Origin of the sequence: Anaerovorax sp. IOR16, assembly GCF_017168145.1 — a bacterium.
In the GTDB taxonomy this organism is placed as follows: Bacteria; Bacillota; Clostridia; order Peptostreptococcales; family Anaerovoracaceae; genus IOR16.
Map to the genome: position 1 here is coordinate 45,784 of NZ_JADQTL010000010.1, position 23,725 is coordinate 69,508.

Annotated in this window: 26 protein-coding genes and 1 other RNA gene; 6 read left to right on the forward strand and 21 right to left on the reverse strand. The window is 35.0% G+C overall.

Annotated features, from left to right (window positions below; genetic code table 11):
• Positions 1–126: 126 nt before the first annotated feature.
• On the reverse strand, positions 127–882 hold the full coding sequence (locus tag I2490_RS17180; RefSeq protein ID WP_206458150.1) for a transposase: 756 nt from the start codon (positions 880–882) through the stop codon (positions 127–129).
• Complete coding sequence (locus I2490_RS17185; protein WP_442859721.1) at positions 882–1,490, reverse strand: transposase; 609 nt, start codon at positions 1,488–1,490, stop codon at positions 882–884. The genes I2490_RS17180 and I2490_RS17185 overlap by 1 nt, the downstream gene beginning before the upstream one ends.
• 316 nt (positions 1,491–1,806) lie before the next feature.
• Here I2490_RS17185 and I2490_RS10740 point away from each other — a divergent pair, with 316 nt between their 5' ends.
• On the forward strand, positions 1,807–2,589 hold the full coding sequence (locus tag I2490_RS10740; protein WP_206459770.1) for a cell wall hydrolase: 783 nt from the start codon (positions 1,807–1,809) through the stop codon (positions 2,587–2,589).
• Between the two features lie 55 nt (positions 2,590–2,644).
• Here I2490_RS10740 and ssrA read toward each other — a convergent pair.
• Positions 2,645–3,014, reverse strand: a transfer-messenger RNA (tmRNA) gene (gene ssrA, locus I2490_RS10745).
• Between the two features lie 184 nt (positions 3,015–3,198).
• On the opposite strand from ssrA, the gene I2490_RS10750 reads away from it, so the two are divergent.
• A complete protein-coding gene (locus tag I2490_RS10750) occupies positions 3,199–4,506 on the forward strand; it encodes an NCS2 family permease (RefSeq protein ID WP_330634624.1) in 1,308 nt (435 codons plus the stop codon).
• A 72-nt stretch (positions 4,507–4,578) separates the two neighbouring features.
• Here I2490_RS10750 and smpB read toward each other — a convergent pair whose 3' ends face one another.
• The 5 genes from smpB to I2490_RS10775 are packed head-to-tail and all read right to left on the reverse strand — an operon-like array spanning position 4,579 to position 7,704.
• On the reverse strand, positions 4,579–5,040 hold the full coding sequence (smpB, locus tag I2490_RS10755; RefSeq protein ID WP_330634625.1) for an SsrA-binding protein SmpB: 462 nt from the start codon (positions 5,038–5,040) through the stop codon (positions 4,579–4,581).
• A 20-nt stretch (positions 5,041–5,060) separates the two neighbouring features.
• Positions 5,061–5,582, reverse strand: coding sequence for a signal peptidase I (gene lepB, locus I2490_RS10760; RefSeq protein ID WP_206459771.1), 522 nt, complete (start codon positions 5,580–5,582; stop codon positions 5,061–5,063).
• 26 nt (positions 5,583–5,608) lie between these two features.
• Entirely contained in the window at positions 5,609–6,133 is a 525-nt protein-coding gene (lepB, locus tag I2490_RS10765; RefSeq protein ID WP_206459772.1) for a signal peptidase I, read from the reverse strand.
• A gap of 21 nt (positions 6,134–6,154) precedes the next feature.
• On the reverse strand, positions 6,155–6,679 hold the full coding sequence (lepB, locus tag I2490_RS10770; protein ID WP_206459773.1) for a signal peptidase I: 525 nt from the start codon (positions 6,677–6,679) through the stop codon (positions 6,155–6,157).
• Between the two features lie 38 nt (positions 6,680–6,717).
• Positions 6,718–7,704, reverse strand: coding sequence for an RluA family pseudouridine synthase (locus I2490_RS10775; RefSeq protein WP_206459774.1), 987 nt, complete (start codon positions 7,702–7,704; stop codon positions 6,718–6,720).
• 179 nt (positions 7,705–7,883) lie between these two features.
• Between I2490_RS10775 and I2490_RS10780 the strand changes: the two genes are divergently transcribed.
• Complete coding sequence (locus I2490_RS10780; RefSeq protein WP_206459775.1) at positions 7,884–8,396, forward strand: endolytic transglycosylase MltG; 513 nt, start codon at positions 7,884–7,886, stop codon at positions 8,394–8,396.
• A gap of 18 nt (positions 8,397–8,414) precedes the next feature.
• Here I2490_RS10780 and I2490_RS10785 read toward each other — a convergent pair whose 3' ends face one another.
• Positions 8,415–8,696, reverse strand: a complete 282-nt coding sequence (locus I2490_RS10785) for a hypothetical protein (protein WP_206459776.1) — start codon at positions 8,694–8,696, stop codon at positions 8,415–8,417.
• Positions 8,697–8,795: 99 nt separating this feature from the next.
• On the opposite strand from I2490_RS10785, the gene I2490_RS10790 reads away from it, so the two are divergent.
• Positions 8,796–9,233 carry a hypothetical protein gene (locus tag I2490_RS10790; protein WP_206459777.1) on the forward strand — a complete coding sequence of 146 codons (438 nt, stop codon included), beginning with the start codon at positions 8,796–8,798 and terminating at the stop codon, positions 9,231–9,233.
• Positions 9,234–9,330: 97 nt separating this feature from the next.
• The gene (fba, locus tag I2490_RS10795) at positions 9,331–10,260 is read left to right on the forward strand and encodes a class II fructose-1,6-bisphosphate aldolase (protein WP_206459778.1); all 930 of its coding nucleotides are present in this window, start codon (positions 9,331–9,333) and stop codon (positions 10,258–10,260) included.
• Between the two features lie 104 nt (positions 10,261–10,364).
• Here fba and I2490_RS10800 read toward each other — a convergent pair whose 3' ends face one another.
• From I2490_RS10800 to I2490_RS10835, 8 genes are all read right to left on the reverse strand, one after another.
• A complete protein-coding gene (locus tag I2490_RS10800) occupies positions 10,365–11,822 on the reverse strand; it encodes a sigma-54 interaction domain-containing protein (protein WP_206459779.1) in 1,458 nt (485 codons plus the stop codon).
• Positions 11,823–12,038: 216 nt separating this feature from the next.
• Positions 12,039–13,445, reverse strand: coding sequence for a Na+/H+ antiporter NhaC family protein (locus I2490_RS10805; RefSeq protein ID WP_206459780.1), 1,407 nt, complete (start codon positions 13,443–13,445; stop codon positions 12,039–12,041).
• A 155-nt stretch (positions 13,446–13,600) separates the two neighbouring features.
• Positions 13,601–14,680, reverse strand: a complete 1,080-nt coding sequence (locus tag I2490_RS10810) for an NAD/NADP-dependent octopine/nopaline dehydrogenase family protein (RefSeq protein ID WP_206459781.1) — start codon at positions 14,678–14,680, stop codon at positions 13,601–13,603.
• Between the two features lie 263 nt (positions 14,681–14,943).
• Positions 14,944–15,612: a prepilin peptidase gene (locus tag I2490_RS10815; RefSeq protein WP_206459782.1), complete on the reverse strand. Its 669-nt coding sequence runs from the start codon at positions 15,610–15,612 to the stop codon at positions 14,944–14,946.
• Between the two features lie 103 nt (positions 15,613–15,715).
• Positions 15,716–16,564: a putative manganese transporter gene (locus I2490_RS10820; protein WP_206459783.1), complete on the reverse strand. Its 849-nt coding sequence runs from the start codon at positions 16,562–16,564 to the stop codon at positions 15,716–15,718.
• A 22-nt stretch (positions 16,565–16,586) separates the two neighbouring features.
• A complete protein-coding gene (locus I2490_RS10825) occupies positions 16,587–17,882 on the reverse strand; it encodes a Na+/H+ antiporter NhaC family protein (protein WP_330634626.1) in 1,296 nt (431 codons plus the stop codon).
• 203 nt (positions 17,883–18,085) lie between these two features.
• Complete coding sequence (gene gap, locus I2490_RS10830; protein WP_206459785.1) at positions 18,086–19,099, reverse strand: type I glyceraldehyde-3-phosphate dehydrogenase; 1,014 nt, start codon at positions 19,097–19,099, stop codon at positions 18,086–18,088.
• A 198-nt stretch (positions 19,100–19,297) separates the two neighbouring features.
• Positions 19,298–20,128 carry an undecaprenyl-diphosphate phosphatase gene (locus I2490_RS10835; protein WP_206459786.1) on the reverse strand — a complete coding sequence of 277 codons (831 nt, stop codon included), beginning with the start codon at positions 20,126–20,128 and terminating at the stop codon, positions 19,298–19,300.
• Between the two features lie 262 nt (positions 20,129–20,390).
• Here I2490_RS10835 and spoIIID point away from each other — a divergent pair, with 262 nt between their 5' ends.
• The gene (gene spoIIID, locus I2490_RS10840) at positions 20,391–20,645 is read left to right on the forward strand and encodes a sporulation transcriptional regulator SpoIIID (RefSeq protein WP_206459787.1); all 255 of its coding nucleotides are present in this window, start codon (positions 20,391–20,393) and stop codon (positions 20,643–20,645) included.
• A 30-nt stretch (positions 20,646–20,675) separates the two neighbouring features.
• On the opposite strand, the gene I2490_RS10845 is transcribed toward spoIIID, so the two are convergent.
• Genes I2490_RS10845 through hisA form a run of 4 tightly spaced genes read right to left on the reverse strand, consistent with a single transcriptional unit; the run spans position 20,676 to position 23,628 of the window.
• Entirely contained in the window at positions 20,676–21,497 is an 822-nt protein-coding gene (locus tag I2490_RS10845; RefSeq protein WP_206459788.1) for a histidinol-phosphatase, read from the reverse strand.
• Positions 21,497–22,132, reverse strand: a complete 636-nt coding sequence (gene hisIE / locus I2490_RS10850; protein ID WP_206459789.1) for a bifunctional phosphoribosyl-AMP cyclohydrolase/phosphoribosyl-ATP diphosphatase HisIE — start codon at positions 22,130–22,132, stop codon at positions 21,497–21,499. Before hisIE ends, I2490_RS10845 begins: the two co-directional genes overlap by 1 nt.
• 13 nt (positions 22,133–22,145) lie before the next feature.
• Positions 22,146–22,898 carry an imidazole glycerol phosphate synthase subunit HisF gene (hisF, locus tag I2490_RS10855; RefSeq protein ID WP_206459790.1) on the reverse strand — a complete coding sequence of 251 codons (753 nt, stop codon included), beginning with the start codon at positions 22,896–22,898 and terminating at the stop codon, positions 22,146–22,148.
• A gap of 22 nt (positions 22,899–22,920) precedes the next feature.
• Positions 22,921–23,628 (reverse strand): 1-(5-phosphoribosyl)-5-[(5-phosphoribosylamino)methylideneamino]imidazole-4-carboxamide isomerase, encoded by a 708-nt coding sequence (gene hisA, locus I2490_RS10860; RefSeq protein WP_206459791.1) that lies wholly within the window; start codon positions 23,626–23,628, stop codon positions 22,921–22,923.
• Between the last annotated feature and the right edge of the window lie 97 nt (positions 23,629–23,725).

A 23,725-nucleotide genomic window follows, 5' to 3' on the forward strand; every position in this document is an offset into this window, starting at 1 on the left:
GCTTTGACCCTATATTTCAGACTGTAGACAAAATACCTTGCTAAATTTATATTCTTATAATTTCTGCAAGGTATTTTCTATTTTTTCTATAAAGCTTTTAAAAAAAGAAAAAATAAAAGGATATCTCTATGCCATTTGATTCCTTCTTTCAGATTTATGAATCCATGTTGCTAGTTTTTTTAGATTCATGGACGCAAAAAGAAGATTCAGTTCCATTTCTATCTTCTGAATCCCTCGATATTGTGTATAACGCATATTATGTTTTTCTTTTGCATCTGCAAAGACTCGCTCAATGGTTTGACTCCGTAGTTTGTAAAGATCTCGATACTTTGGAGTATGACGAATGTCCTCACATTGCTCTATGTAGTTTTCCCATATATGACGTGTGACTACTTTTACATGGTCCTTACTTGCTGTGCATTCTGATAAGGAAGGGCAACTCTTGCAAATTTCTCCTTTACTCTTATATTCCCGATACCCTTCTCTATTTGTTGTAGTATAGTTTAACACTTGGTTTTCTGGGCATACAAAGCAATCATAGTATTCATCATAAGCATATTCGTGTTTTTTAAAATAACCATTTTTTGTCATAGGTCGTTTGTATGGTAGGATAGGAATTCGTTTATCTTTGAGTATTTCTCTAGCAATTGCAGGTGTTTTATATCCGGAATCCATTACAATATTTTTTACACCTTTATATCTTTTTACTTTTTCATAAATCTTTGGGAATGCAACTGAGTCATGTACATTTCCTGGATTTGTATGAAAAGCAAGTATGTAATTGTTTCGATCGCAAGCTACATTTGCAGCATAAGCAAATACTACCTTATGCTTTCCTTTATGAAATACACCGCAATCCGGATCTACGGTACTTTTCTTGATTACTTTTGTCTTTTCTTTGGCTTCCGTTTTTTTTTACAAGCTTGTTTTCCTCGTTCAATGCGATCTTCGTTAATTTCTTTCATTAGTTCTTTTTCATAGTATTTAACGGATTCCAAAACGGTTTCTTTTTCACTGTTATGGTTATTTGCACTTGCTTTAATATGTGTACCGTCAATGAAAATGCTTTCTGAATTAATGAATTCATATTCCATAATTTCAGCAATGACTCTTTGAAAGATTTGTTCGAATAAGTCAGTATTTTGAAACCGACGAGAGTAGTTTTTACCAAAGGTAGAAAAGTGAGGAATTTCTTCCTCTAAACTATAACCAAGATACCATCGATAAGCTACATTCGTTTGAATTTCTTTAATGGTCTGCCTCATGGATCGAATACCAAAGGTATATTGAATGAGGGTAATTTTAATTAAGACGACAGGGTCGATGCTTTCTTTTCCCACATCAGAATACAAATCTTTTACAAGGTCATAAATGAAAGAGAGATTAATCGCAGTATCTATCTTACGAATAATATGATCTTGTGGAACAAGAGAATTCAAGGTTACCATTTGAAATTGATCACGACCTAATAAATCTTTCTTACCCATCATAAAGCAAATACCTCCATGTATTTATACATATATTTTACCATAAATACAATAAAATGTATTACATTATGTAAAAAAAACTGTAGGCAAAGATAGAGATATCCTTGTCTACAGTCTGAAATATAGGGCTTTGACCCTATATTTTTATTTTTGTAAATCTATATAATTATTTACTTTTTAATATAGTACCATAATAGATTTTATGTAAATGTCACCTTAATTCTCATATGTTTCCATTAGATTGTTCACCGCTATCCTATTAAAATAGTAATAGAGTTGAATTTCTTAAAAGCTTGCCTAGACGGCATAAGGAGGAAACATGAACAAGATAAAAGCAATCAGACCATTCTACTTAACTATTTGCTTAATATTTAGTATTACTTTATTCTTAATTAATGCTTCATCACCAATTACTTTAATTGACATTGATTCCAGTCAAAAGGCAAGTCAATTATCCAAATCCGCGGAAAATAAAGAAATAATAAACAATACCTCAAATATTGAACAGTTACCAGATGCTTCTTTCGATACAGAAGAAGATAAACCAATATCGTTACTTGATGAACAAAATAACGGTGTCCAAAATGTCGTATCCCGAGGAACAAGTGATAGAAATACATATTCTACTGAAAAAGAGAAACTTAAAAAAACAGCTACAAAATCCGCTGCTCCAACTGAAGTATCATCGAATACGATTCCCCAAGCTGTACCAAGTACTCAGTCACAAACTGAATCCCAATCTGATAATGACTTGGACTTGCTTGCAAGGTTGATTACTGCAGAAGCACAAGGTGAACCATACGACGCAAAAGTTGCAGTGGGTGCTGTTGTGATAAATAGATTAGAGAGTGGTTTATGGGCAAATACAATCAAGGATGTTATCTACCAAAAGATTAACGGCTATTATCAATTTACTCCAGTCGCAAACGGATGGATTAATAAGCCTGCTAAACCGGAGTCCATTGAAGCAGCAAAAGCTGCTATGCGTGGAGTGGATCCAACAAACGGTGCACAGTTCTATTATGATGATAACTGTACCAATGAATGGATCTTATCGAAGCCCATCTCTATACAAATCGGACATATGATCTATGCCTATTAAAAAATAGTAAAATAACCACCGATATTTAATAATTCGGTGGTTATTTTATTTTTTGTGGTGAAGGCGGTGAGAGTCGAACTCACGTCCGAAAGCATTTCCACAGGACTTTCTCCGAGCGCAGCTGGTGATTTAAAACTTCGCCTTAACAATCGCCCATCAGCAGGCTATCATCTCGGCTATCCTATTGTTCCCCTGTGCTACTAGGAGCTCACACAGAGTTTTCCTGTATAATTGACGCCAGATTTCCCACCTACAGGTGAATCGGAGCTGACGACGCGCCGCTTTGCGGCAGCTGCTTAAGCAGCTAAAGCGTAATTGTTATTATTTTTAGCGTTTATATTTAAACGTGCCACTTTTAACGTAGACTTGGCAACTACGGCTCGCTTATCCGGCTTCTACACCCCCGTCGAAACCTTTACGCCCCCAGGTAGTGATAAAGCTTTTGCTTTACATATACATTATACCTTAAAATTATTATTTTAACCATTAAAAATTTATTAAATATCGAGGTTATATTTAATATTTATGGATATATTTTACATTGATTTTTTTGTAAAAAAAACATATAATAAAACGATTTTATTTCATTTTTTGACTAAGGAGATGTTTATGACTAAAAAATTGGCACAATATTTTCAGCTTGAAGAACACAAAACAACACTGCAAACAGAAATCATTGCAGGAATTACAACCTTTGTTGCTATGGCTTACATTTTAATTGTTAACCCAATCATTTTAGAAGAATCGGGTATGAATTTCGGAGCAGTGTTTACAGCTACCGCAATTTCTGCAATCTTAGCTACATTTTTTATGGGAATTTGGGCCAAGCTTCCAATTGCCCTTGCCCCTGGAATGGGACTAAATGCCTTTTTTACTTATTATGTTGTCTTACATTTAGGATATACTTGGCAATTTGCCCTAACGGCAATTCTAATCGAAGGTATCATTTTTATGCTATTATCCTTATTTGATGTACGTGAATCTATTATAAATAAAATGCCTGCAACACTAAAAAATGCTATTTCCGGTGGTATTGGTTTTTTTATCTGCTGCATCGGCTTAAAAAATGCTCATATTATTGTTGCAGATACCTCTAATTTAGTCACACTTGGAGATCTTTCTGAACCAACAGCATTGCTTGCTTGCATCGGTTTAATGATCACGGGAATTTTTCTTGTAAGAAAAGTTCCTGCAGCTCTGCTTCTGGGAATCATCACTACAACAATCATTGGATTCTTCTTAGGTGTAACAACACTTCCAGACTCCTTTATCAGTCCTCCGCCAAGCATTGCTCCTGTATTTTTTCAGTTTGACTTCACAAACATTTTAAGCACTGATATGTTATTTGTCGTTTTCACATTCCTTATGGTTGATATTTTCGATACAGCAGGAGCGTTGATTGCCTTCGCAACACGAGCTGATCTATTGGATGAAAACGGAAATTTTCCACATGCAAAGAAAGCACTTTTATGTGATGCCATTGGAACCACAGTAGGTGCTTGCCTTGGAACAAGTACTGTTACAACCTTTGGTGAATCCGCAGCAGGAATGGCGGCCGGCGGTAGAACCGGATTAACTGCGTTAACAACAGCAATTTGTTTTGTATTTGCTTTATTCTTATCCCCGATTATTTTAATGGTTCCAAGTGCAGCAACTGCCCCGGCACTTATTTTAGTCGGACTGTTTATGGCTGTTCCTCTAAAGGACATCCCTTTTGATGATTACTCAGAAGGAATCCCTGCATTTTTAACCGTTACTATGATGCCGTTTGCTTCCAGTATTGCAGATGGAATTGGATTCGGTGTCATCTCTTATTGCTTATTAAAGCTAACTGGCGGTGCCGAAAAAAGAAAGGATCTAAATGCAATGATAATTATAGTTGCATTGTTATTCTTATTTAAATACTTATTCTTATAAAAGTTCAAATGACATAATCAAATATTCATATATGAAAATAACCTATAATTGTAATAAAAAATAAAGCATTGGCTACTGCCAATGCTTTTTCATTTGCTTTTCCATACGGCGATCCGCGTCTTTTTTCGCAATGTCATCTCGCTTATCGAACAATTTTTTTCCTCTTGCAACAGCGATCTCCATCTTTACCAAGCCACGATCATTCAAATATAATTTAAGAGGAACAATGGTTAATCCTTTTTGTGTAGTATACCCAATTAATTTACGTATCTCCTGCTTGTGAAGCAGCAGCTTTCTTTCACGCATCGGGTCAACATTATAACGATTCCCTTGTTCGTAGGGACTGATGTGCATATTATAAATCATCACTTCCCCATTATCAATTTTTGCATAGCTTTCTTTTAAGTTTACTTTTCCCTGACGAACGGATTTGATTTCTGTACCTGTCAGTACAACTCCTGCTTCATAAACTTCATCGATGAAGTAATCGTGTCGTGCTTTTTTGTTATTGGCGATCAGTTTCTTTTGTCCCACTGCAATTACCTCCTTTTTCTCTATAGAAAGCCTATTTCATCAAATGGATAAAGTCGTAAAACAACCTTTCCCAGAATGTCCTTTATTTCCACTTGCCCAATACTTGGATCTCTGCTATCCAAACTGTTTCCGCGATTATCACCCATTACAAAAATACAATTTTCTGCAACAGTAATTTCCTCCAACTCTCCAGGAGTAACGCCATCATAAGTATAATCTTCTTTTAATGCTTCCCCATTTCGATATACCACTCCGTTGCTTACAGAAATGCGATCACCGGGTATACCAATTACTCTTTTAATTAGATCCTTTTCTTCGCCGTTTTCCATATAAATATGTGCCTTAAATACAATAATATCCCCATGCTGTGGCATACCCTTAATATAAGGAATTTTATTCACAATCATGTAGCTGTTAGGCTGTATGGTTGGATACATCGAATAACCTTTTACTAACGTTGGCTTAATAAAACTTGTAATAAAAATGGCAATTACCAAAGCCATTAATATTGTTTTTAAAAAATCCCAAATTGCCGACTTCATTCTTTTCTCCCCTTTTAATCGTTAAACTATTTAAGTAATCCAATTTTATCAAATGGATAAAGACGTAAAAATGCTTTGCCGACCAAACGGCTCTGCCCAATACATCCTACGTCTGGATCTCTACTGTCAATGCTGCCTTGCCTGTTGTCCCCCATTACAAACAAACTGTCCTCCGGTACCGTAACCTCCGACATAATCGTAGAGGTATATTGTTCTAAAGTAAAGGGTTCATTTAATGGCTGTCCGTTTCGAAAAACAACACCATCCGTTATGCTGATAACATCCCCCGGCAACCCTACGATACGCTTAACTAACATTTTTTCTTTTCCGTCTGCAGTTTTTAAATCACTGTGAAATACAACAATATCACCATACTTTGGTTCTTCAAATACATAGGATTGCTTACTTAAAAAAATATAATCATTTTCATTTAATGTAGGCATCATTGAATGTCCTTGTACAATGGTTGGCTTTATAAATTGTATAATAATAACTCCAATTGCGACTGCAAATATTATATCTTTCATCCATTCCTTGATATTTTGGCTCAAAACAATCATCCCTTTCCTTAATTATTTGAGTAACCCAATTTTATCAAATGGATAAAGTCGTAAAAATGCTTTACCGACCAAACGACTTTGTTCAATACATCCTACGTCCGGATCTCTACTGTCAATACTATTTTGTCTGTTATCCCCCATTACAAACAAACTGTCTTCCGGTACTGTTATATCCGACATTATTGTAGAAGTATATTGCTCTAAAGTATACGGCTCATCCAATGGTTGTCCATTTCGAAAAACGACGCCATCCGCTATGCTGATGACATCACCCGGTAATCCGATAATGCGTTTAATTAGCATTTTTTCTTTCCCCTCCGCAGTTTTTAAATCACTGTGGAATACAACTATATCACCATACTTTGGTTCGCCAAAGGTATAAGATTGTTTGCTTAAAAAAATATAATCGTTTTCATTTAGTGTGGGCATCATTGAATGTTCTTTTACTATAGTTGGTTTAATAAATTGTATAATTATCAATCCGATTACAATTGCAAATACAATATCCTTAATCCATTCTTTGGCATTTTGACTCAAATTAATCAACTCCCTTTCATTTTTACATTTGTAACTACTTATCTTATTCTTTTGGGTACAAATAAATCTTTTTTAATCGACTCCATATAGGAAGATAATGGTGCTATAACTTCTTTTCCGCTTAAGTATTTTACCGGTTCATACGCATCGTTAAAATACAGTTTGTATGCATGTAAAAATTGTGTGGATAATCCAAAACGATGTTTCAATTCACGATTCACCTTTGCATTTCCATATTTTTCATCACCAATTACGCAATATCCTGCTTTCTGCATATGAGCACGAATTTGATGTGTTCGACCGGTCACCAATTCAATTTCTACCAAAGTGTATCCATTGGCATACTGTAAGGGACGTGCAATGGTTTCCATAATCTTACCGTCCATAGCATCCGATAGTTTGTGTACGGTAACTTTATTGCTTTTTTCATCTTTAGACATCTTATCTTTTAAATGAATCTCCTGCTTTAATTCCCCAGAAACAATCGTTAAGTAGTATTTTTTCACGCAGTCTTTTTCTCTTATCATTTGATTTAAAGTTTGTAAAGCGCGATTATTTTTACCGAATATTACTAAACCCGTAGTGTTTCGATCAAGTCGATTTACTGGTGAAGGCACAAATGTACGTTCGATACGAGGACGATAATCTCCTTTTTCAATTAAATAACTAACGACTTGGTTGGCTAACGTATTCTTCTTTTCCGTTTGATCACCATGCACCAAAAGTCCAAAAGGCTTTTCTACAATAAGAATATGTTCATCCTCATAAGCAATGTTAAATTGTTTTTTTGAGTGCTGCAGTTTTTTTGATTTTTGAAGATTAGTTACCTCATCTTCACTGATATAGACAGTTAACTCATCTCCTAGATTCAAAATAGTCTCTGCCTTGCCTCGTTTTCCATTTATTTTTATGTCCTTACGAATTAGCTTATAAAGATAGCTTAACGAAGCACCGCTAAAGTACTTTTTTAAAAAACGATCCAACCTTTGATTTTCTTCGTTTTCCGTAATGACTAATTTTATCATACTTCCTCCCGATGCAATTATTACTTTGCTATTATACATCATTTTTTAAGAAATGGGAAATACAAGAAACCTGTAATTGAAATTTAATAATCCTATTAAGTGTTTTTATTGAGATTATTAGACGATTATGATAAATTATAAGAGAAGTTTGACGAAAGTCATCAAAAAGGGGAATCAATATGAATAAGTTAAAAGATATTTTATATGATAAAAATGACATTCTAGTTGTACTTATTATACTTGCCATTGCAGCATTGATTATATCAAATAGGATTGATGCAATTATGGCTTATCCACAAATTGTTCTTGCACAAGATGAAAAAGAAAACAAGGAACCGGTTTTAGTCAGTGACCTTACAGACTCAGATGATTCAAATGTCTCAAAAGAAAATAATAAAGAGCCGGAAAAAGAAAATCCTGCCGAAGCTCCATCGGACAAAAGCAATAACAATGCAGTTTCCAATGAAACAACGGCAGAATCTGCTGAAGTCAACTATTCCGTTTACATAGAATCTGGTTCCACGGGATCAAAAATAGCGCAAACGCTAATTGATTCTGGGCTAATTAAAGACAAAAATGAATTTTATGACGCTGTTTCAGCCGCCAATGCAGAAAGTAAGCTGAAAGCGGGGAACTTTATTATTCCCGAGGGTTCTACACCTGAACAAATTGTACAAATTCTGAGCAAATAATAATACAACTGGTAAATGTCAATCTTCTTCTAATAGTTGTAATACTCGATCCATACGAGCCTTCTGTTCTGCGTTCATCATACCACGCAAGGAACGGATGGCTCTTATTTGTTTTTCATACTGTGTACGATCTGCCTTCATGCTTTGCTTTAATTTTAAAATTTCTTTCAATAGCTCATCTTCTCCTTTTCCTTTATAATTTTCCGCCATTCTCTCAGCACGTTTTACGCTTTTTTCATTGTCGCCGGAAAAACCAACTTGATTAGCAAGCTCCTTTAATAACTTTTCATTAATATCCATAAAATATCCTCCTTTTTCTCTAACGATTCCTTTATATATATGCACCTTTTGTGCTTCACTTTCATAGAATAGGAAATAAACATAAAAATGGAGGCTACTATGAATCCATTATTACTTTTAATTGTTTTTTTAATATTTTCTAATGGAGGAAAATCATCTTTGAAAGGAAATCCTTACATAAACATTCCATCAATTAGTAAATCCTTCCTATCGCCTTTTTCGATTACCTACTTTGATACATTTAAAATGGAACTGCTCTTAGACCGTTTAAAAGCAATTACAGAAGCACTCGATAAAATCAATCATTTAAATCAGATGCGAACATTACCTCCAAGCAAAGAAAATTCAATGAATCGCATTCAAGAGTCACTGGATGCTGCAAAAGGTTTTTTAGCGGATACGAAAGCTGAGAAAAAAATTGATACTTTGAGCAATACTATTTCAGGTGTAAAGCAATTTCAAAACATGGAAAGCCTTATCAGCAACATGGGACCTATTCTATCTATGCTTAACAGCAATAATGAAAATGACAATTAGGGATAGCAACTTTTCCTCTTTCGGTGTATACTCTTCATAGAGATATGTGAAAACTTACCTTTTCACATTACGTAAAGCCATTGAAGGAGGATTTATTATGGCATTGGTAACAACAAAGGATATGTTTGCAAAAGCATTAAAAAGCGATCATGCAGTCGGTGCTTTCAACGTAAACAATATGGAAATCATACAAGGTATTGTAAACGCAGCACAGGAAGAACAAGCCCCACTTATTTTACAGGTTTCAGCCGGAGCAAGAAAATACGCAAAACCAGTTTATCTTTTAAAGCTGGTTGAAGCAGCAATTGAAGATTCCGGTCTGGATATTGCACTTCACTTAGATCATGGTGAAGATTTTGAAATCTGCAAAAAATGTGTGGATGATGGTTTCACTTCAGTAATGATTGATGGTTCAAAACATTCATTTGAAGAAAACATTGCTATAACAAAACAAGTCGTAGAATATGCACATGAGCACGGTGTTGTAGTAGAAGCTGAACTCGGAAAGCTTGCAGGAATTGAGGATGATATTAAAGTGGACAGTCGTTCCGCAACATTTACCGATCCGGACGAAGCTGCAGAATTTGTAGAACGAACTGGAGTAGATTCGCTAGCCATTGCGATTGGGACTAGTCATGGTGCTTATAAGTTTAAAGGAAATCCATATTTAGATTTTGAACGATTACAAAAAATTCACTCTCTGATTCCAAATACACCACTCGTACTTCATGGCGCATCAACCGTACTTCCTGAATTCGTAGCACGATGTAACCAGTACGGTGGTAACATTCCGGGCGCTCAAGGCGTTCCGGAAAACATGATCCGTACTGCAACAAAATATGGAATTTGTAAGGTAAACATCGATACCGATTTGCGTTTGGCAATGACAGCTGAGGTTCGTCGATACATCGTAGAAAATCCAAGCGATTTTGATCCAAGAAAATACTTGGGACCTGCAAGAGATGCTATCCAAGCGATGGTGCAGCATAAAATTAAAAATGTGTTAAATGCAAGCAATCAAAGATAATATAAAAACTATTATTTAAAGTAAAAAGGAGCATGAATTAGTCTATGCTCCTTTTTATAATTCTTTTTTTAATCTATGTTATTTCACTTGATTTAATTATTTGTCTATTGAATATGCAGCTTTTTTAATTTATATTTTAAAGTCTGACGAGGTAACATTAACATTTTAGCAGCCTTACTTTTATTTCCGTTACACTTATCTAAAACTGATTGTATGAGATTCTTTTCAACCCTGTTTATTATTTCAGTATACGCAATAGCACTACCCTGTGTTTTCTCTTCTATATCACTTTTTATATCTTTCATTATTTCTTTTTCAATTAATTCTTGATTTTCTTTCTTTTCCTCGAACAGGTTAGAATGAGCTTCCCCAATACGCTGCTGCAAATACTTTGGTAAATACTCTACACTTAAAAGAACGTTATTTTCTGCAAACTTTATCATAAGTTCAATTGTGTTTTTTAATTCACGCACATTTCCTTCCCATGAATATTCCATCATAATTTCTCGCAAATCTTGTGTGATTCCACGTATCTTCTTTCCATATAAATCTCCAAAATATTTGATATAATATTCAATAAATAAATCGATATCCTCTTTACGCTCTCTTAATGGTGCAAGACGAATCATACTACTTGAAAAACGATAAAATAAATCTTTTCTAAATTGATTGTTTTCCATAGCAACAATTGGGTCTATATTCATTGCACCAATAATCTTTACATCTACATATTTATCTTTATTATCTCCTAATGAACGAAAAATACCATCTTGAATGACACGAAGCAATTTAGCCTGAATATGATATGGCATTGAATTTAATTCATCTAAAAATAATATCCCGCCATCTGCTTCTTCAAATAATCCAACTCTGTTTTCTGCACCTGTATAAATACCTCTTTTGGTTCCAAATAAAATAGATTCTACTAAATTTTCCGGAACAGCTGCACAATTAAGAACGACAACCTTTGATTTCTTTACACCACTATAATGAATGATTGACTGCGCAAATAGCTCTTTTCCAGTTCCTGTTTCACCATAAATTAATGTAGGATTTGGAAGTTTTGCTAAAACCTTTCCTATTTCAATATTTTTTAGCATTTCTTTATTTTTTGTCATAATAGAATCAAAAGTAATCAGTCCGGATTCTTTTTGAATCTTTTCTACTAATCGATCAAAATCAGTATCACTTTTTTGTGATTCAATATTCTCTAAAGCCTCAATATCTTTTACTAATTCAACGACCCCAACTATACTATCGCCTCGCAGAATAGGTACTGTTACATTATTTGTCGTACGAATTCTGCCTAAATAGTCTTGATATGTCTGGTTTTTACATACAACAATTTCTCCTGTTTCCATACATTTTACTACGGAGCTCTCTTCTCTTTTTAAATTTGGATATGCTTCAAAAAAATTACGATTTATAAAACCATTTTTTATATTCGAAATAGGAGTGTTTGTTTTTTCGTCATACCTTGTATTAAAAGCAATATTGTAGTTACGATCCACAATCAAGACATAATCCAAGCTATTTAAAATTAAATCTCCAATACTTAACACGGACGATTCCTCCTATCATACATTAAATTTTATAATTTTGTATTAACTCCTTTAAAACAAATTAATTACTGACTCTATTGAGATTAACAAAATTATACAATAAAAATTGTAATAACACCAGAAACGAACAAATCTCTTATAAAGGAGATCTATTATAAGAGATTTGTTTGTATAGAACCAGATTGTACTTCATTTATTTTTTTATTATCTATAGTGTTAACTAAATGAAAATCCGATGATTAAATAGCCGATACAAGCTACGATAGCTGAGCAACAAGCGTAAAACATCTGTGTCTTAACATGATCAATATGGTCCGCTCCGGCAGCTAACGAAGACAGAATCGTCGTATCAGATAACGGAGAGCAATGGTCACCAAAACATCCTCCTCCCATTACTGCTGCAATTGTTGCATATACAATTGCATTCGCTTCGCCGCCTGTAACGCTAAATGCGAGAGGAACACATATTGGTGTCATAATTGCATATGTACCCCAAGATGTCCCTGTAAAGAAAGAGATAAATGCACAAACTAAAAATGCTGCAACAATGATTATGCCAGGTGATATCCATTTTTCCGTTACTTCAATTACAAAGTTTGCAGTACCTAAGTCTTTTGAAATGTTGTTAATGCAATACGCTAGCGCTAATATTAACATTGCATTCATTACAGATTTAATTCCCTCAATCGCTGTATCAACGAGTTCTGTCAAAGTTCCCATTCTTTGAAATAACATTAAAATAAACAAATACATGACTGCTACAATAAATGCCTCTAAAGTTTTCGCAGATCCCCATGCAATGTATGTTCCTATTGTAATGCAGATAATAATAAGTGCTGGCATAAAAAAGTGAAGTATTAAATTGGGTTTTGTACCTTCATTCGGTTGAATCTTTTCTAGTTCACTTGAAAGGAGTGGGTGTGCTCCTTCAGCCAATACCTTTCCTTCCTCTCTCGCTCTCTTCTCTGCTTTTGCCATTGGCCCAAAATCAGGAATAATTCCACTGGCTATACATCCGACTAAGATAACGGATGCAATTCCATAAAAATTATATGGTACCATTTTAACAACCGCTGCCTGTGCAATGGTAGCATCCGTAAATACTCCAATACCAACTAATAGCCCTGCCATATAAATGCCCCAAGCAGAAAATGGAATTAAGGTACAAACCGGAGCGGATGTAGAATCACATATAAAGGCAAGTTTTTCTCTGGATACCTTTGCTTTGTCCGTAATATTTCTCATTACAGTACCTACATATAAAGGTGAAAAGTAATCTGAAAAAAAGATGAAGATTCCTAAAAGCCAAGCCATTATTTGTGCACCGCGCTGTTTTAAATTTCTTTTTCCAACCATATTAGAAAATGCGTAAATTGCTCCTGATTTTTGAAATAAAGCAACTAAAATACCAATAAATACTTCTATTGCTATAACCCAGATAAAATCAGGATTACCGAGTGCACTCTGCATAATAGAAGAAAACCCCATTATTATATTTTCACCAGTAATTACTACTCCAACAAAAACACCGATTAATATAGAAATAAGTGCATTACGAGTCACAAATGCCAATACCAAAGCGATAAAGGCGGGTGCCAACGATAAAATTCCATAATGATCCATTAAGTGCTCCTTTCTTTATTTCCCATATAGCATAGAAATTTTCCTATACATTTATTTGTTTTTCAATAGAAATTATAATTATTTATATTAGGAAAGGTCGATATAACCTCTCCTAATACCCTATTCATTTAAATCTACTTTCTATAAGCAAACCATTATAAAACCTTTAATAACGCATCCATACTGTATTTTGTAAGCCCTAAACTCTCCATGGTTCTGGCTTTTTCAGCTTTATAATCTCTACCCATAATTACAGAAGATAATTTTAAAACAGCATCAATTGCAGGTACATCTAATCCAATTCGTTCTGCTAAATCCGCAAAAAATACCAATCCAAATCCAGCATCTTCATTAAAATATCTATAATCTAGCTGAGGTTGCGCCTTTATTCCTTTAAATCCCGGAGCCTTTGAATAACCTTCACTATAATTTTCTACTGCTTGATAACCTTGTATCTTTCCCAGTACTGGATCCGAAATAATTTCTACTCCCAACTTTTTACCAAGTAAAACTCTTTCCAAATCTAATGCTTCAATCACACGGCCTACTCCATCGGTTACTCCTTCCTCATAGAATAAAAAATTACCATGTGTTCTCTCAATCAATGCAGTATTGCAAATCGTTACAGATGGATGAATGATTGGATTTGCATTTTGAAGTGTTGTCTGTAATATATTTTCTGCTTTTTGACATTCAGGATATACCGACGCAAATACTTTATAAATTTGATCATTTAAGCGACTCGGAATGGTTGCAAAAAAGTAACCACCTTTTAACCGATTATAAACTGCAACTTTAGCTTCTCCTACAATACGTACTGCATATGGCAATGTAGAGGTTTCAGATACAGTTACGATATCATCTTCAAAATCCAAACCCAATGCATTTTTAAATACAATGCTTCCAGCACAAGAACCGGGGCATACGATATAGATTTGACCTTCCTTCACATAAGGTTTACATGCGTTACCAAATGCTGCTGTTGAATAGGCAGGACCTACCGCTAGTATTACTTCTGCACCATCCATAACTTTAGCTATATCATGACCTGCATAGGCGATTTTCTGAAAACCTTCTAATTCTCCTTCTGCATAAATACCCCCTACATTTGCAATTTCATTAATGATTTTGGGGAAATCTTCAAAGTCGAACATATTAACACGATGTCCTGCTTTTGCCCATTCAAATGCAACTGCGCATGCTCCGTTTCCAGAACCTAATACTGCTACTTTCATTTTTTCTCCTCCTAGTTCCATGTTTCATTCCTTAATGAACTTAAAACATATCCTAATGTTAGATACCATTTAAGAAATAAAAAATAATTTACAGTATTTATATGAGCAAATATCATGCCAGTGTTATAAACGTTGAATTTTCAACGTTTAACTATTTATAAAATAAAGAGTGGCTAAATTTCGCCACATTAATTTTAAAATACTGGTCCAATAATTGACCAGTCGATGGCTTAATGGCAATTTTTCGCCATTTAAGATTTTAATTATATAGGATGATACAATAAAAGAATATACGAAGCGGTTACTATGTAAGGGGCATACGCACATGTCGAATCCTTTTGGTATACTTTAAATAATAGCAGGATTGTACATCCTACTCCACAAAATATCATAGACCATGTCAATATCCATAGAACTCCTGAGAATCCAAAATATAAACCAAGGGAAAAAAACAATTTAATATCACCAAATCCTAAAACCTCTTGTTTAAAAAGGAAGGATAAAAAAAATGCAAACACCCAAAGAAAAAGGGTTAGCAAAAATACTGAAAGTAGTACAGACCCAATCATCTTCACCTCGTTATTTACTACAAATTGCAAAAAAGATATTATAATGTTTGCAATAACCCATTGATCCGGAATAATTTGATAATAGAAATCAGTTACTGCAATCTGTAATAAAATCCAAACAAAGCTCATTTTTAAAACGAACAAAAAACAATAATCTATTTTTCCACAAGGTATTAAAAAACTAAATACAAATAAGATTACCATTACAAGAATAACTAAGCCTCTTGGAATTTTCTCTTGTTTATGAGATTTATCTACTGTTTGTCCATAATCACAAAGCCATGTTTCGGGAATTTGTTTCCAGATAATAATCCATAACATTCCTATAAAAATTCCGAATGTACATCTAAATATTTCCCACATATTCTTATCCTTCCAGCAGAATTACATTTATTATTACAAATTCAATAATTTTACATATGTTGCCCAAAATTAATTGCCAAAGAATTTATTTGGCAATTATAATTTACATATTAAGTAGATCTATTAATAATCCACTTCCAACACCAATGGCATATAAGAGAAATGTAATTTTAAGATTATCTTTTAAATTTCGGTTTGTCTTAAACAACACTGCAAATCCAATGCCTGCACCCGTACACAAACCAGCTACTATGGATCCAAAACGAATTCCACCAGATAAAAACAACTGTGTTAACACTAAGGATGCTGCACAATTAGGTATTAAACCAAACAACCCGGTTAAAAATGGCTGCAAAATGCTATCTGCCATCAAAAATGCAGACATTGTCACCTCGTCTACATAATAAAAAATAGTATTAAGTATAAATGAAACGGCTAAAATAAATAAAAATATTGTTGAAGTATGACGAACCGCTGCGGAGAAAATCCCTTTTTCACAATGACAATCATCGCAAAGCTCGCATGCTTCACCTGATTGTATAATATCAGAGGCAAGTCCACGTTTTCGATCTATATAGTCAATAACAAATCCCGCAATTAAACCAATTAGTATTTTGATCGCTATTAACTTCAATAAAACCTTGCCACTGCCCGGAACTGCCAGCAATACAGGAATGGCTTCATCCGAAGTCGATAAAAACACTGCAAGAAGCGTACCTCTCGTAATCATTTTTCCACTGTAAAAATTTGCAGCTGCTACGGAAAATCCACATTGTGGAAAAGCTCCTAAAGCGGCACCCCCTAATGGTCCATACTTGCCGGATTCTACAAGAACTTTCTGTAGCTTTTCACTGGAACGATGTTCTATAAATTCAATTAAAAGATACGCTGCTAACAGAAACGGTAACATTCGAATCCCATCAAAGAGTGTATCAATTAAAACTTCTTTCATAGATTATCATCTCCAACCTTTTTTATTTTTGGCTTGCTTTTTCTTTACGAAAAACGATAAATAAAAGGGCACTTATAGCCATCAAAACTGGATAGTACATATAAGGTATAATATCAAACGGTGTAAGTCCAGTTAAACTCGCCGCAGACAAAAGCTGGGCTCCATATGGAATCAGTCCCTGAAATACTGAAGTAAAAATATCCAAAATAGAAGCGGAACGTATTGGTGAAATATCAAACTCTTCACTGATTTCTTTCGCAATCGGACCTGCCATAACAATTGCTACTGTATTATTGGCGGTTGCTGCATCTACCATCGAAGCAAGTGCCGCAATACCAAGCTGTCCACCTTTTTGGCCTTTTATGTTTGAATGAATTAATTCTAAAATGAACTGAATTCCACCATATTCCTTAACGAGTGCTACAATAGCGGCAACCACAATCGAAATTACGGTAATGTCATACATTCCTGTAACCCCATTGCCAACTACTTTGAATACATCCCCAAGAGGAATGGAACCACTTACCACACCTACAATAAGAGATGCGATTGTTCCACCAATCAATACTCCAAATACATTAAAGCCCAAAAGCGCTCCAATCAATACTAAAAGATATGGGATTACTCGGAAAATATTATAAGGTAAGTCTTGACTGATTTCAAAGCTTCCATTCATTGTTAAAAACAGAAATAGAATAATTGTTATGATTGCAGCTGGAAGAACAATAAAAAAATTCGCCTTAAACTTGTCTTTCATTTGACAACCTTGTGTTCGTACTGCTGCGATGGTAGTATCCGAAATCATAGACAAATTATCGCCAAACATCGCTCCACAAACAACTGCGCCAATGCAAACAGGTAAGGCAAACCCTGCTTTTTCACTGATTCCAACAGCAATCGGTGCAAGTGCTGCAATTGTTCCCATTGAGGTTCCCATAGATACCGAGATAAAACATCCAATCAAAAATAATCCTACCACTGCGACCTCAGATGGCAATACTGATAAACCCAAGTTTACTGTACTTTCAACACCTCCGGCAGCTTTTACCGCTCCGGAAAAGCCTCCGGCAGCAAGAAATATCAAACACATGATAATAATGTTCTCGTCACCTACACCCTTTGCAACAATAGAGAATTTTTCTGAAAAACTTACTTGTCTATTTTGCATAAAAGCTATGAATAATGCAATTAAAAATCCTACAATAGCAGGCATACTGTAAAAATCACTGGTTACAATACCTGATCCAATAAAAATAACTAAAAAAACCCCGATCGGCAATAATGCAATCGGATTACCCTTTTTCTGTACGTCTTTCAAAGCCTTCCTCCTATGTCTTTCGTGCATTTTTAAGATATATTGTACCATATAAGCAATAAAAAGTCAAAAAATTCCACAAATTTATATCATTTGTAAATTTATAAAAAAGCAAAAGCAAGCAAAATCTTAAAATAAGAAATTAGCTTGCTTTTAATGAATAATATTATGATTTGATTCTTAACTTTATTTTTTTAAATTTTATCTTACTTATCCACAGAAGCCATATGCTGAATCAACATCAAGATTTTGCTGGAATAACCCCATTCATTGTCATAAAATGCAATCAATTTAAAGAAACGATCATTTAGCATAATTCCTTCTCTTGCATCGAAAATAGAAGTATGCGGATCACCGATAAAGTCGCTGGAAACCACTTCATCATCTACATATTCCAAAATTCCTTTCATAGAGGTTTCCGAAGCTTCCTTAATTACCTTACACATTTCTTCATATGTCGTAGGATTTTTGAGCATAATGTTCAAATCCACTACTGATACATCTGCTGTCGGCACACGATAAGAAATACCTGTTAACTTGCCTTTTAAGGATGGGATAACCAATCCAACTGCTTTTGCTGCTCCTGTAGAAGATGGAATTACATTTCCAAATACGGATCGACCTGTACGCCAGTCCTTTAATGATCTGCAGTCAACAACTTTCTGTTTTGCAGTCGCTGCATGAATGGTAGACATTAAGCCCTGTTCAATTCCAAAGTTGTCCTCAATAATCTTAGCAAGAGGCGCTAAACAATTTGTTGTACAAGAAGCATTGGATACTACATTCATATCCTTCGTATATTCCATATGGTTTACGCCCATTACAAAAGTAGGGGTGTCCTTATCCTTTGCCGGCGCTGAAATAATAACTTTTTTTGCACCGCCAGCTAAATGCTTTGACGCTGCTTCCGTGGTAACATAGGCTCCGGTTGCTTCTACAATATACTCTGCACCACATTCAGACCAAGGAATTGAAGCGGCATCACTTTCACCGTAAACCGGAATTTTTTTACCATTTACAATAATTCCTTTTTCATATGTATCCAGAGTTCCTTGAAAACGTCCGAAAATGGTATCGTATTTAATCATATATACCATGTAATCCAAATCGGCGTTTCTTACATTGATTCCGCAAATGTCGATGTCCTCTTCTTTCATTGCAGCACGAAATACAACTCTTCCGATACGTCCAAAACCGTTAATACCAACTTTAATAGCCATTTTAACTTGTGTCCTCCTTTAAAAAACCTTTCCTAACACAAAACTAGGCGAATTTGCCCGCTATTTCTATGTTAACATATATTGCCCCCAAAGTCTTAAGGAAATAGAAAGTATTTTAATAAATATTTTTTTATCAATCTTTGTTTTGTATTAATAATTTGTTATATTCTCTAAAATCACAAAATTCTTTTCTTTCATTTATCTGGCGAAAACCATAAAATAACCCAATACTAAAATACCCAGTATAATACGATAATATCCAAATACTTTAAAGTCATACTTCTTAATATAATTCATTAAGAATTTAATGGATAAAATGGATACCACAAATGCAACCAGCATTCCAGTGAATAAAAGTGCAATCTCTATACCCGTAAAAACAAATCCAAACTTTAGAAGCTTTAATAGACTTGCTCCAAACATTACCGGTATCGCAAGATAAAAAGTAAATTCCGCTGCAATGGTTCTTGATGTTCCCATTAGCATACCTCCAATAATGGTGGAACCGGAACGTGAAGTACCGGGAATTAAAGATAACACTTGGAACAAACCAATAAAAAATGCTGTTTTATAACTTAATTTTGAGATATCATTGATGGCAAAACGTTTTCCCCGATTCCAATTTTCTATTAAAATAAATGCAACACCATATACAATAAGTGTAATCGCCACCACAACATAATTGTTAAACTTCTCTTCTATCATGTCATTTAAAGGAAGACCGATGGCTGCAGCTGGAATGGCAGCAAAAATAATCTTAAACCACAGATTAAAAATATCTTTTTTAATAAATGGTTCGCCTTTCTTAAAAGAAAATGGAAACAATTTATTCCAATAAAGTACAACGACCGCTAAAATTGCGCCAAGCTGAATGACAACTAAAAACATATTCCAAAATTCCCGGCTAACATTCATCTTTAGAAATTCGTCAACCAAAATCATATGTCCGGTGCTGCTAATTGGAAGCCATTCCGTTATTCCCTCAACAATACCTAAAAAGACTGCTTTTAAGATTTCAATAAAGTCCATAGTTCTCTCCTCTTTACCTTTCACTACCCCTTTGAATTCTGTCTTCCCCCTAAAAATAGCAGGCTTTGACATTGCAAAGCCTACTTTAACTCATTTAGCCTATCAAAAATATAGTTGGCTGTCAATATTTCCAAATTTACTTTTTTTCCAATCACATCATATCCTCGTCCTTTCCTTCATATACATAGGGTAACTGGTAAATTTTTCACACAGAATCTAATTTTTGTGCAGGTAAATTATCTTTAAAGGAGTGTCGTGCATTATGAAAGATTATATAGAAGAACGTGTTTTGGAGCTTGCCAAATATATTATTGAAACGAAAGCCACAGTTCGATCTGCTGCAAAAAAATATCGTATATCCAAATCAACTGTACATAAAGACGTAACCGAACGACTTCAAGAATTAAATCCCGGACTTTGTCAGGAAGTAAAAAACGTATTAGACAATAACAAAGCCGAACGTCACATTCGTGGTGGACTCGCTACACAGAAAAAATATAAGAGAAAACATGAATAAGAAAACGAGTAGCCGCGAGCTTATTCGCGGCTATAACTTTGTACTTATAAATCCGGAGCTTCTCAATTCCAAGACTTCCTGAAACCCCAGCTTACGAAGTTCTCTTTCTACGTCATCAAATGCATAGTCTAATCCTTCTGTTGCATGGGCATCCGAACTTAAAATTACACTTCCACCTAATTCTTTCACCAATCGCAGAAGTGAACTCGCAGGATATGGTGTATCACAATAACCCCGAAACATTCCGCCGGTATTCACTTCTAAAACCGATCCTGCTTTGATTACCTGTTCCATTGCATTTAATGCAATCGCCTTATAAATCGGCGACGCTTCATCAAAGAAACGATTCCCGCGATTTAACTTTCGAATTAAATCAAAATGACCCAAAATTGTTGGCTTATAGGTAAACGCCATATCTATAACATTTTCATAATAAGCTTTTACCATTGCCGCAACATCTCCGCAAAAGCCTTCCTGGATACACGCTTCAAGTTCAGAATCACAATAATCAATTGTATAATATTTACCGGTAAGCGGACTTTGAACATAATGAACACTACCAATGGTATATTCCCATTGACAAGGATCAATTACGGAATAATAATCCCATTCAATTCCACAAAGAATTTCTAATTCCCCTTCGTATTTTTCTTGCAAAGCACTGACATTTTCTCTATAGTCTCTTGTCCGTTGAAGAGTCATGCAGCAACTGTCATCAAAAGGGGTATAAGAATGTCCACTAAATCCCAGACATTTAAACCCTTTTTTAATAGCAGATTTTACCATAAGTTCTGCACTATCTCTTCCGTCACAAAAACTTGTATGTGTATGTACATTTGAAGAAACCAACATTATTTCATACGCTCCTGTTTTATTTTATGATCAATTACATGTCGTTTTGCCAGCTCTGCCGTGACATCGCTGCATGTAATTCCCATTTCAACCATAAGAACCATCATATGATATGTTAAATCTGCAATTTCATATACCGCTTCTTCTCGATCTTTTTTTGCTGCAGCAATAATTACTTCGGTCGATTCTTCGCCTATTTTTTTCAGAATTTTATCCATACCTTTTTCAAACAAATAGGTTGTATAGCTTCCTTCTTGTTTATTGACTTTCCGTCCCTTAATTAATTCATATAATGCATCATATGAAAACGGTGTAATCTCGTCGCTTAAATAAAGGGGTTGATAAAAACAACTTTCTGCACCTGTGTGACAAGCTGGTCCATCCTTGAGCACCTCTACAACAAGTGCATCTGTATCACAATCTGCAAAAATGCTCACGATATGCTGACGGTTTCCGCTCGTTTCTCCCTTTCTCCATAACTCCTGACGACTTCGACTAAAAAAACATGTTTTTCTCTCTCGTATACTGATTTCCAAGCTTTCCTGATTCATATAAGCAAGGGTCAATACTTGTTTGGTATAGTAATCCTGCACGATTGCAGGAATTAAACCTTTATCATCAAATTTTAATTCCATTATACCTCTCCCTTCAACGTACCTCTACACCATTTTCTCTTAAATAGCACTTCAAGTCATGAATGCTGACCTCTTTAAAATGAAAAATACTTGCCGCAAGCCCCGCATCCATTTGAGGATATTGAAAAAGCTCCTTAAAGTCTTCCATTTTTCCTGCTCCACCGGATGCAACAATCGGAACCGATACTCTTTCTGCAATGGCAAGCAGCATTTCAATGTCAAATCCTGCCTTTACCCCATCGGTATCAATACTGTTTACAACCAGCTCACCGGCGCCTCTTTTCACACCATCCTCTGCCCATTCCAATGCGTCGATTCCCGTGTTTTCTCTGCCTCCCTTGGAGAATACACGAAACACACCATCTACACGTTTTATATCCATGCTAAGCACCACACATTGCTTTCCATACTTTTCAGCTGCCCGTTGAATCAAATCTGGATTTTGAATGGCCCCACTATTGACACTGACCTTATCTGCACCACACTTAAGAACACGATCAAAATCTTCAATTGTTCGAATACCTCCGCCAACCGTTAACGGTATAAAAATCTGACTGGCAACCTTTTTTAATATATCTGTAAATATGCCTCGTTCTTCTACACTTGCAGTAATATCATAGAAAACTAGTTCATCCGCACCCGCCTCATTATAAAAACGAGCCATCTCTACAGGGTCAGCAACATCTTGTACCCCTTCAAAATTCGTTCCTTTTACAACACGTGCATCTCGTACATCCAAGCATGGAATGATTCTTTTTGTTATCATAGGAAGCCTCCTATCCTTCATTTTATATTAATTTCATCGCCTCTTCCAATTTAATCGCTCCTGTATAAAGTGCTTTTCCAACAATTGCAGCGGAAACAAAATTCTTTAATTGCATTAATTCTAATATAAAGCTAATCCCACCTGAGGCAATCACATCAAGACCTTCTATTTTCGCCAATTCCTCATAGATATCCATATTGGTGCCCTCTAACATCCCATCCTTCGAAATGTCCGTATAGATAACTGTTTTTACGCCCATATCACGCAACTCCCTACAAAATGTAACGCCGTCGGTATTCGTCATTTCTTTCCAACCTTTGATTGCTACCATGCCACCTCGAACATCTACACCAACAGCAATTTTGTCACGATACTTTTCAATCATTTCCTTTAAAAAGATTCGATTAGTCGCAGCCACTGTACCTAACACAACACGATTCACTCCCAAATCTAGATAGCGCCGAATCCGTTCTTCATCTCGAATTCCACCACCAACTTGCACAAAAAGTCCACCAATCTTTACGATATCTGCTATCGTATCAAAATTTGTTAAGGTTCCATCCTTTGCACCATCTAAATCTACAATATGTAAATGTGTTGCACCTTTTTCTTTTAATCCCCTTGCAACCTCAACCGGATTTTTCCCGTATACCGTCATTCTTTGATAGTCGCCTTGAAATAGACGAACTGCTTCTCCATTATAAATATCAATCGCCGCAAAAATATCCATACATACCCTTTCTCGCATTAGCGTCACTTACTATTTTTCTTTTTATATTACCATAGATCAAAATCAATCAAAGATACAAAATTAAATGTAAAATTTA

Excerpts from the sequence above, each read along its gene's own strand:
- I2490_RS17185 (WP_442859721.1), bottom strand. The coding sequence starts at position 1,490 with ATGATGGGTAAGAAAGATTTATTAGGTCGTGATCAATTTCAAATGGTA.
- I2490_RS10740 (WP_206459770.1), top strand. The coding sequence starts at position 1,807 with ATGAACAAGATAAAAGCAATCAGACCATTCTACTTAACTATTTGCTTA.
- I2490_RS10750 (WP_330634624.1), top strand. The coding sequence starts at position 3,199 with ATGACTAAAAAATTGGCACAATATTTTCAGCTTGAAGAACACAAAACA.
- lepB (WP_206459771.1), bottom strand. The coding sequence starts at position 5,582 with ATGAAGTCGGCAATTTGGGATTTTTTAAAAACAATATTAATGGCTTTG.
- I2490_RS10775 (WP_206459774.1), bottom strand. The coding sequence starts at position 7,704 with ATGATAAAATTAGTCATTACGGAAAACGAAGAAAATCAAAGGTTGGAT.
- I2490_RS10780 (WP_206459775.1), top strand. The coding sequence starts at position 7,884 with ATGAATAAGTTAAAAGATATTTTATATGATAAAAATGACATTCTAGTT.
- I2490_RS10785 (WP_206459776.1), bottom strand. The coding sequence starts at position 8,696 with ATGGATATTAATGAAAAGTTATTAAAGGAGCTTGCTAATCAAGTTGGT.
- I2490_RS10790 (WP_206459777.1), top strand. The coding sequence starts at position 8,796 with ATGAATCCATTATTACTTTTAATTGTTTTTTTAATATTTTCTAATGGA.
- fba (WP_206459778.1), top strand. The coding sequence starts at position 9,331 with ATGGCATTGGTAACAACAAAGGATATGTTTGCAAAAGCATTAAAAAGC.
- I2490_RS10805 (WP_206459780.1), bottom strand. The coding sequence starts at position 13,445 with ATGGATCATTATGGAATTTTATCGTTGGCACCCGCCTTTATCGCTTTG.
- I2490_RS10810 (WP_206459781.1), bottom strand. The coding sequence starts at position 14,680 with ATGAAAGTAGCAGTATTAGGTTCTGGAAACGGAGCATGCGCAGTTGCA.
- I2490_RS10815 (WP_206459782.1), bottom strand. The coding sequence starts at position 15,612 with ATGTGGGAAATATTTAGATGTACATTCGGAATTTTTATAGGAATGTTA.
- I2490_RS10820 (WP_206459783.1), bottom strand. The coding sequence starts at position 16,564 with ATGAAAGAAGTTTTAATTGATACACTCTTTGATGGGATTCGAATGTTA.
- gap (WP_206459785.1), bottom strand. The coding sequence starts at position 19,099 with ATGGCTATTAAAGTTGGTATTAACGGTTTTGGACGTATCGGAAGAGTT.
- I2490_RS10835 (WP_206459786.1), bottom strand. The coding sequence starts at position 20,128 with ATGGACTTTATTGAAATCTTAAAAGCAGTCTTTTTAGGTATTGTTGAG.
- spoIIID (WP_206459787.1), top strand. The coding sequence starts at position 20,391 with ATGAAAGATTATATAGAAGAACGTGTTTTGGAGCTTGCCAAATATATT.
- I2490_RS10845 (WP_206459788.1), bottom strand. The coding sequence starts at position 21,497 with ATGTTGGTTTCTTCAAATGTACATACACATACAAGTTTTTGTGACGGA.
- hisIE (WP_206459789.1), bottom strand. The coding sequence starts at position 22,132 with ATGGAATTAAAATTTGATGATAAAGGTTTAATTCCTGCAATCGTGCAG.
- hisF (WP_206459790.1), bottom strand. The coding sequence starts at position 22,898 with ATGATAACAAAAAGAATCATTCCATGCTTGGATGTACGAGATGCACGT.
- hisA (WP_206459791.1), bottom strand. The coding sequence starts at position 23,628 with ATGGATATTTTTGCGGCGATTGATATTTATAATGGAGAAGCAGTTCGT.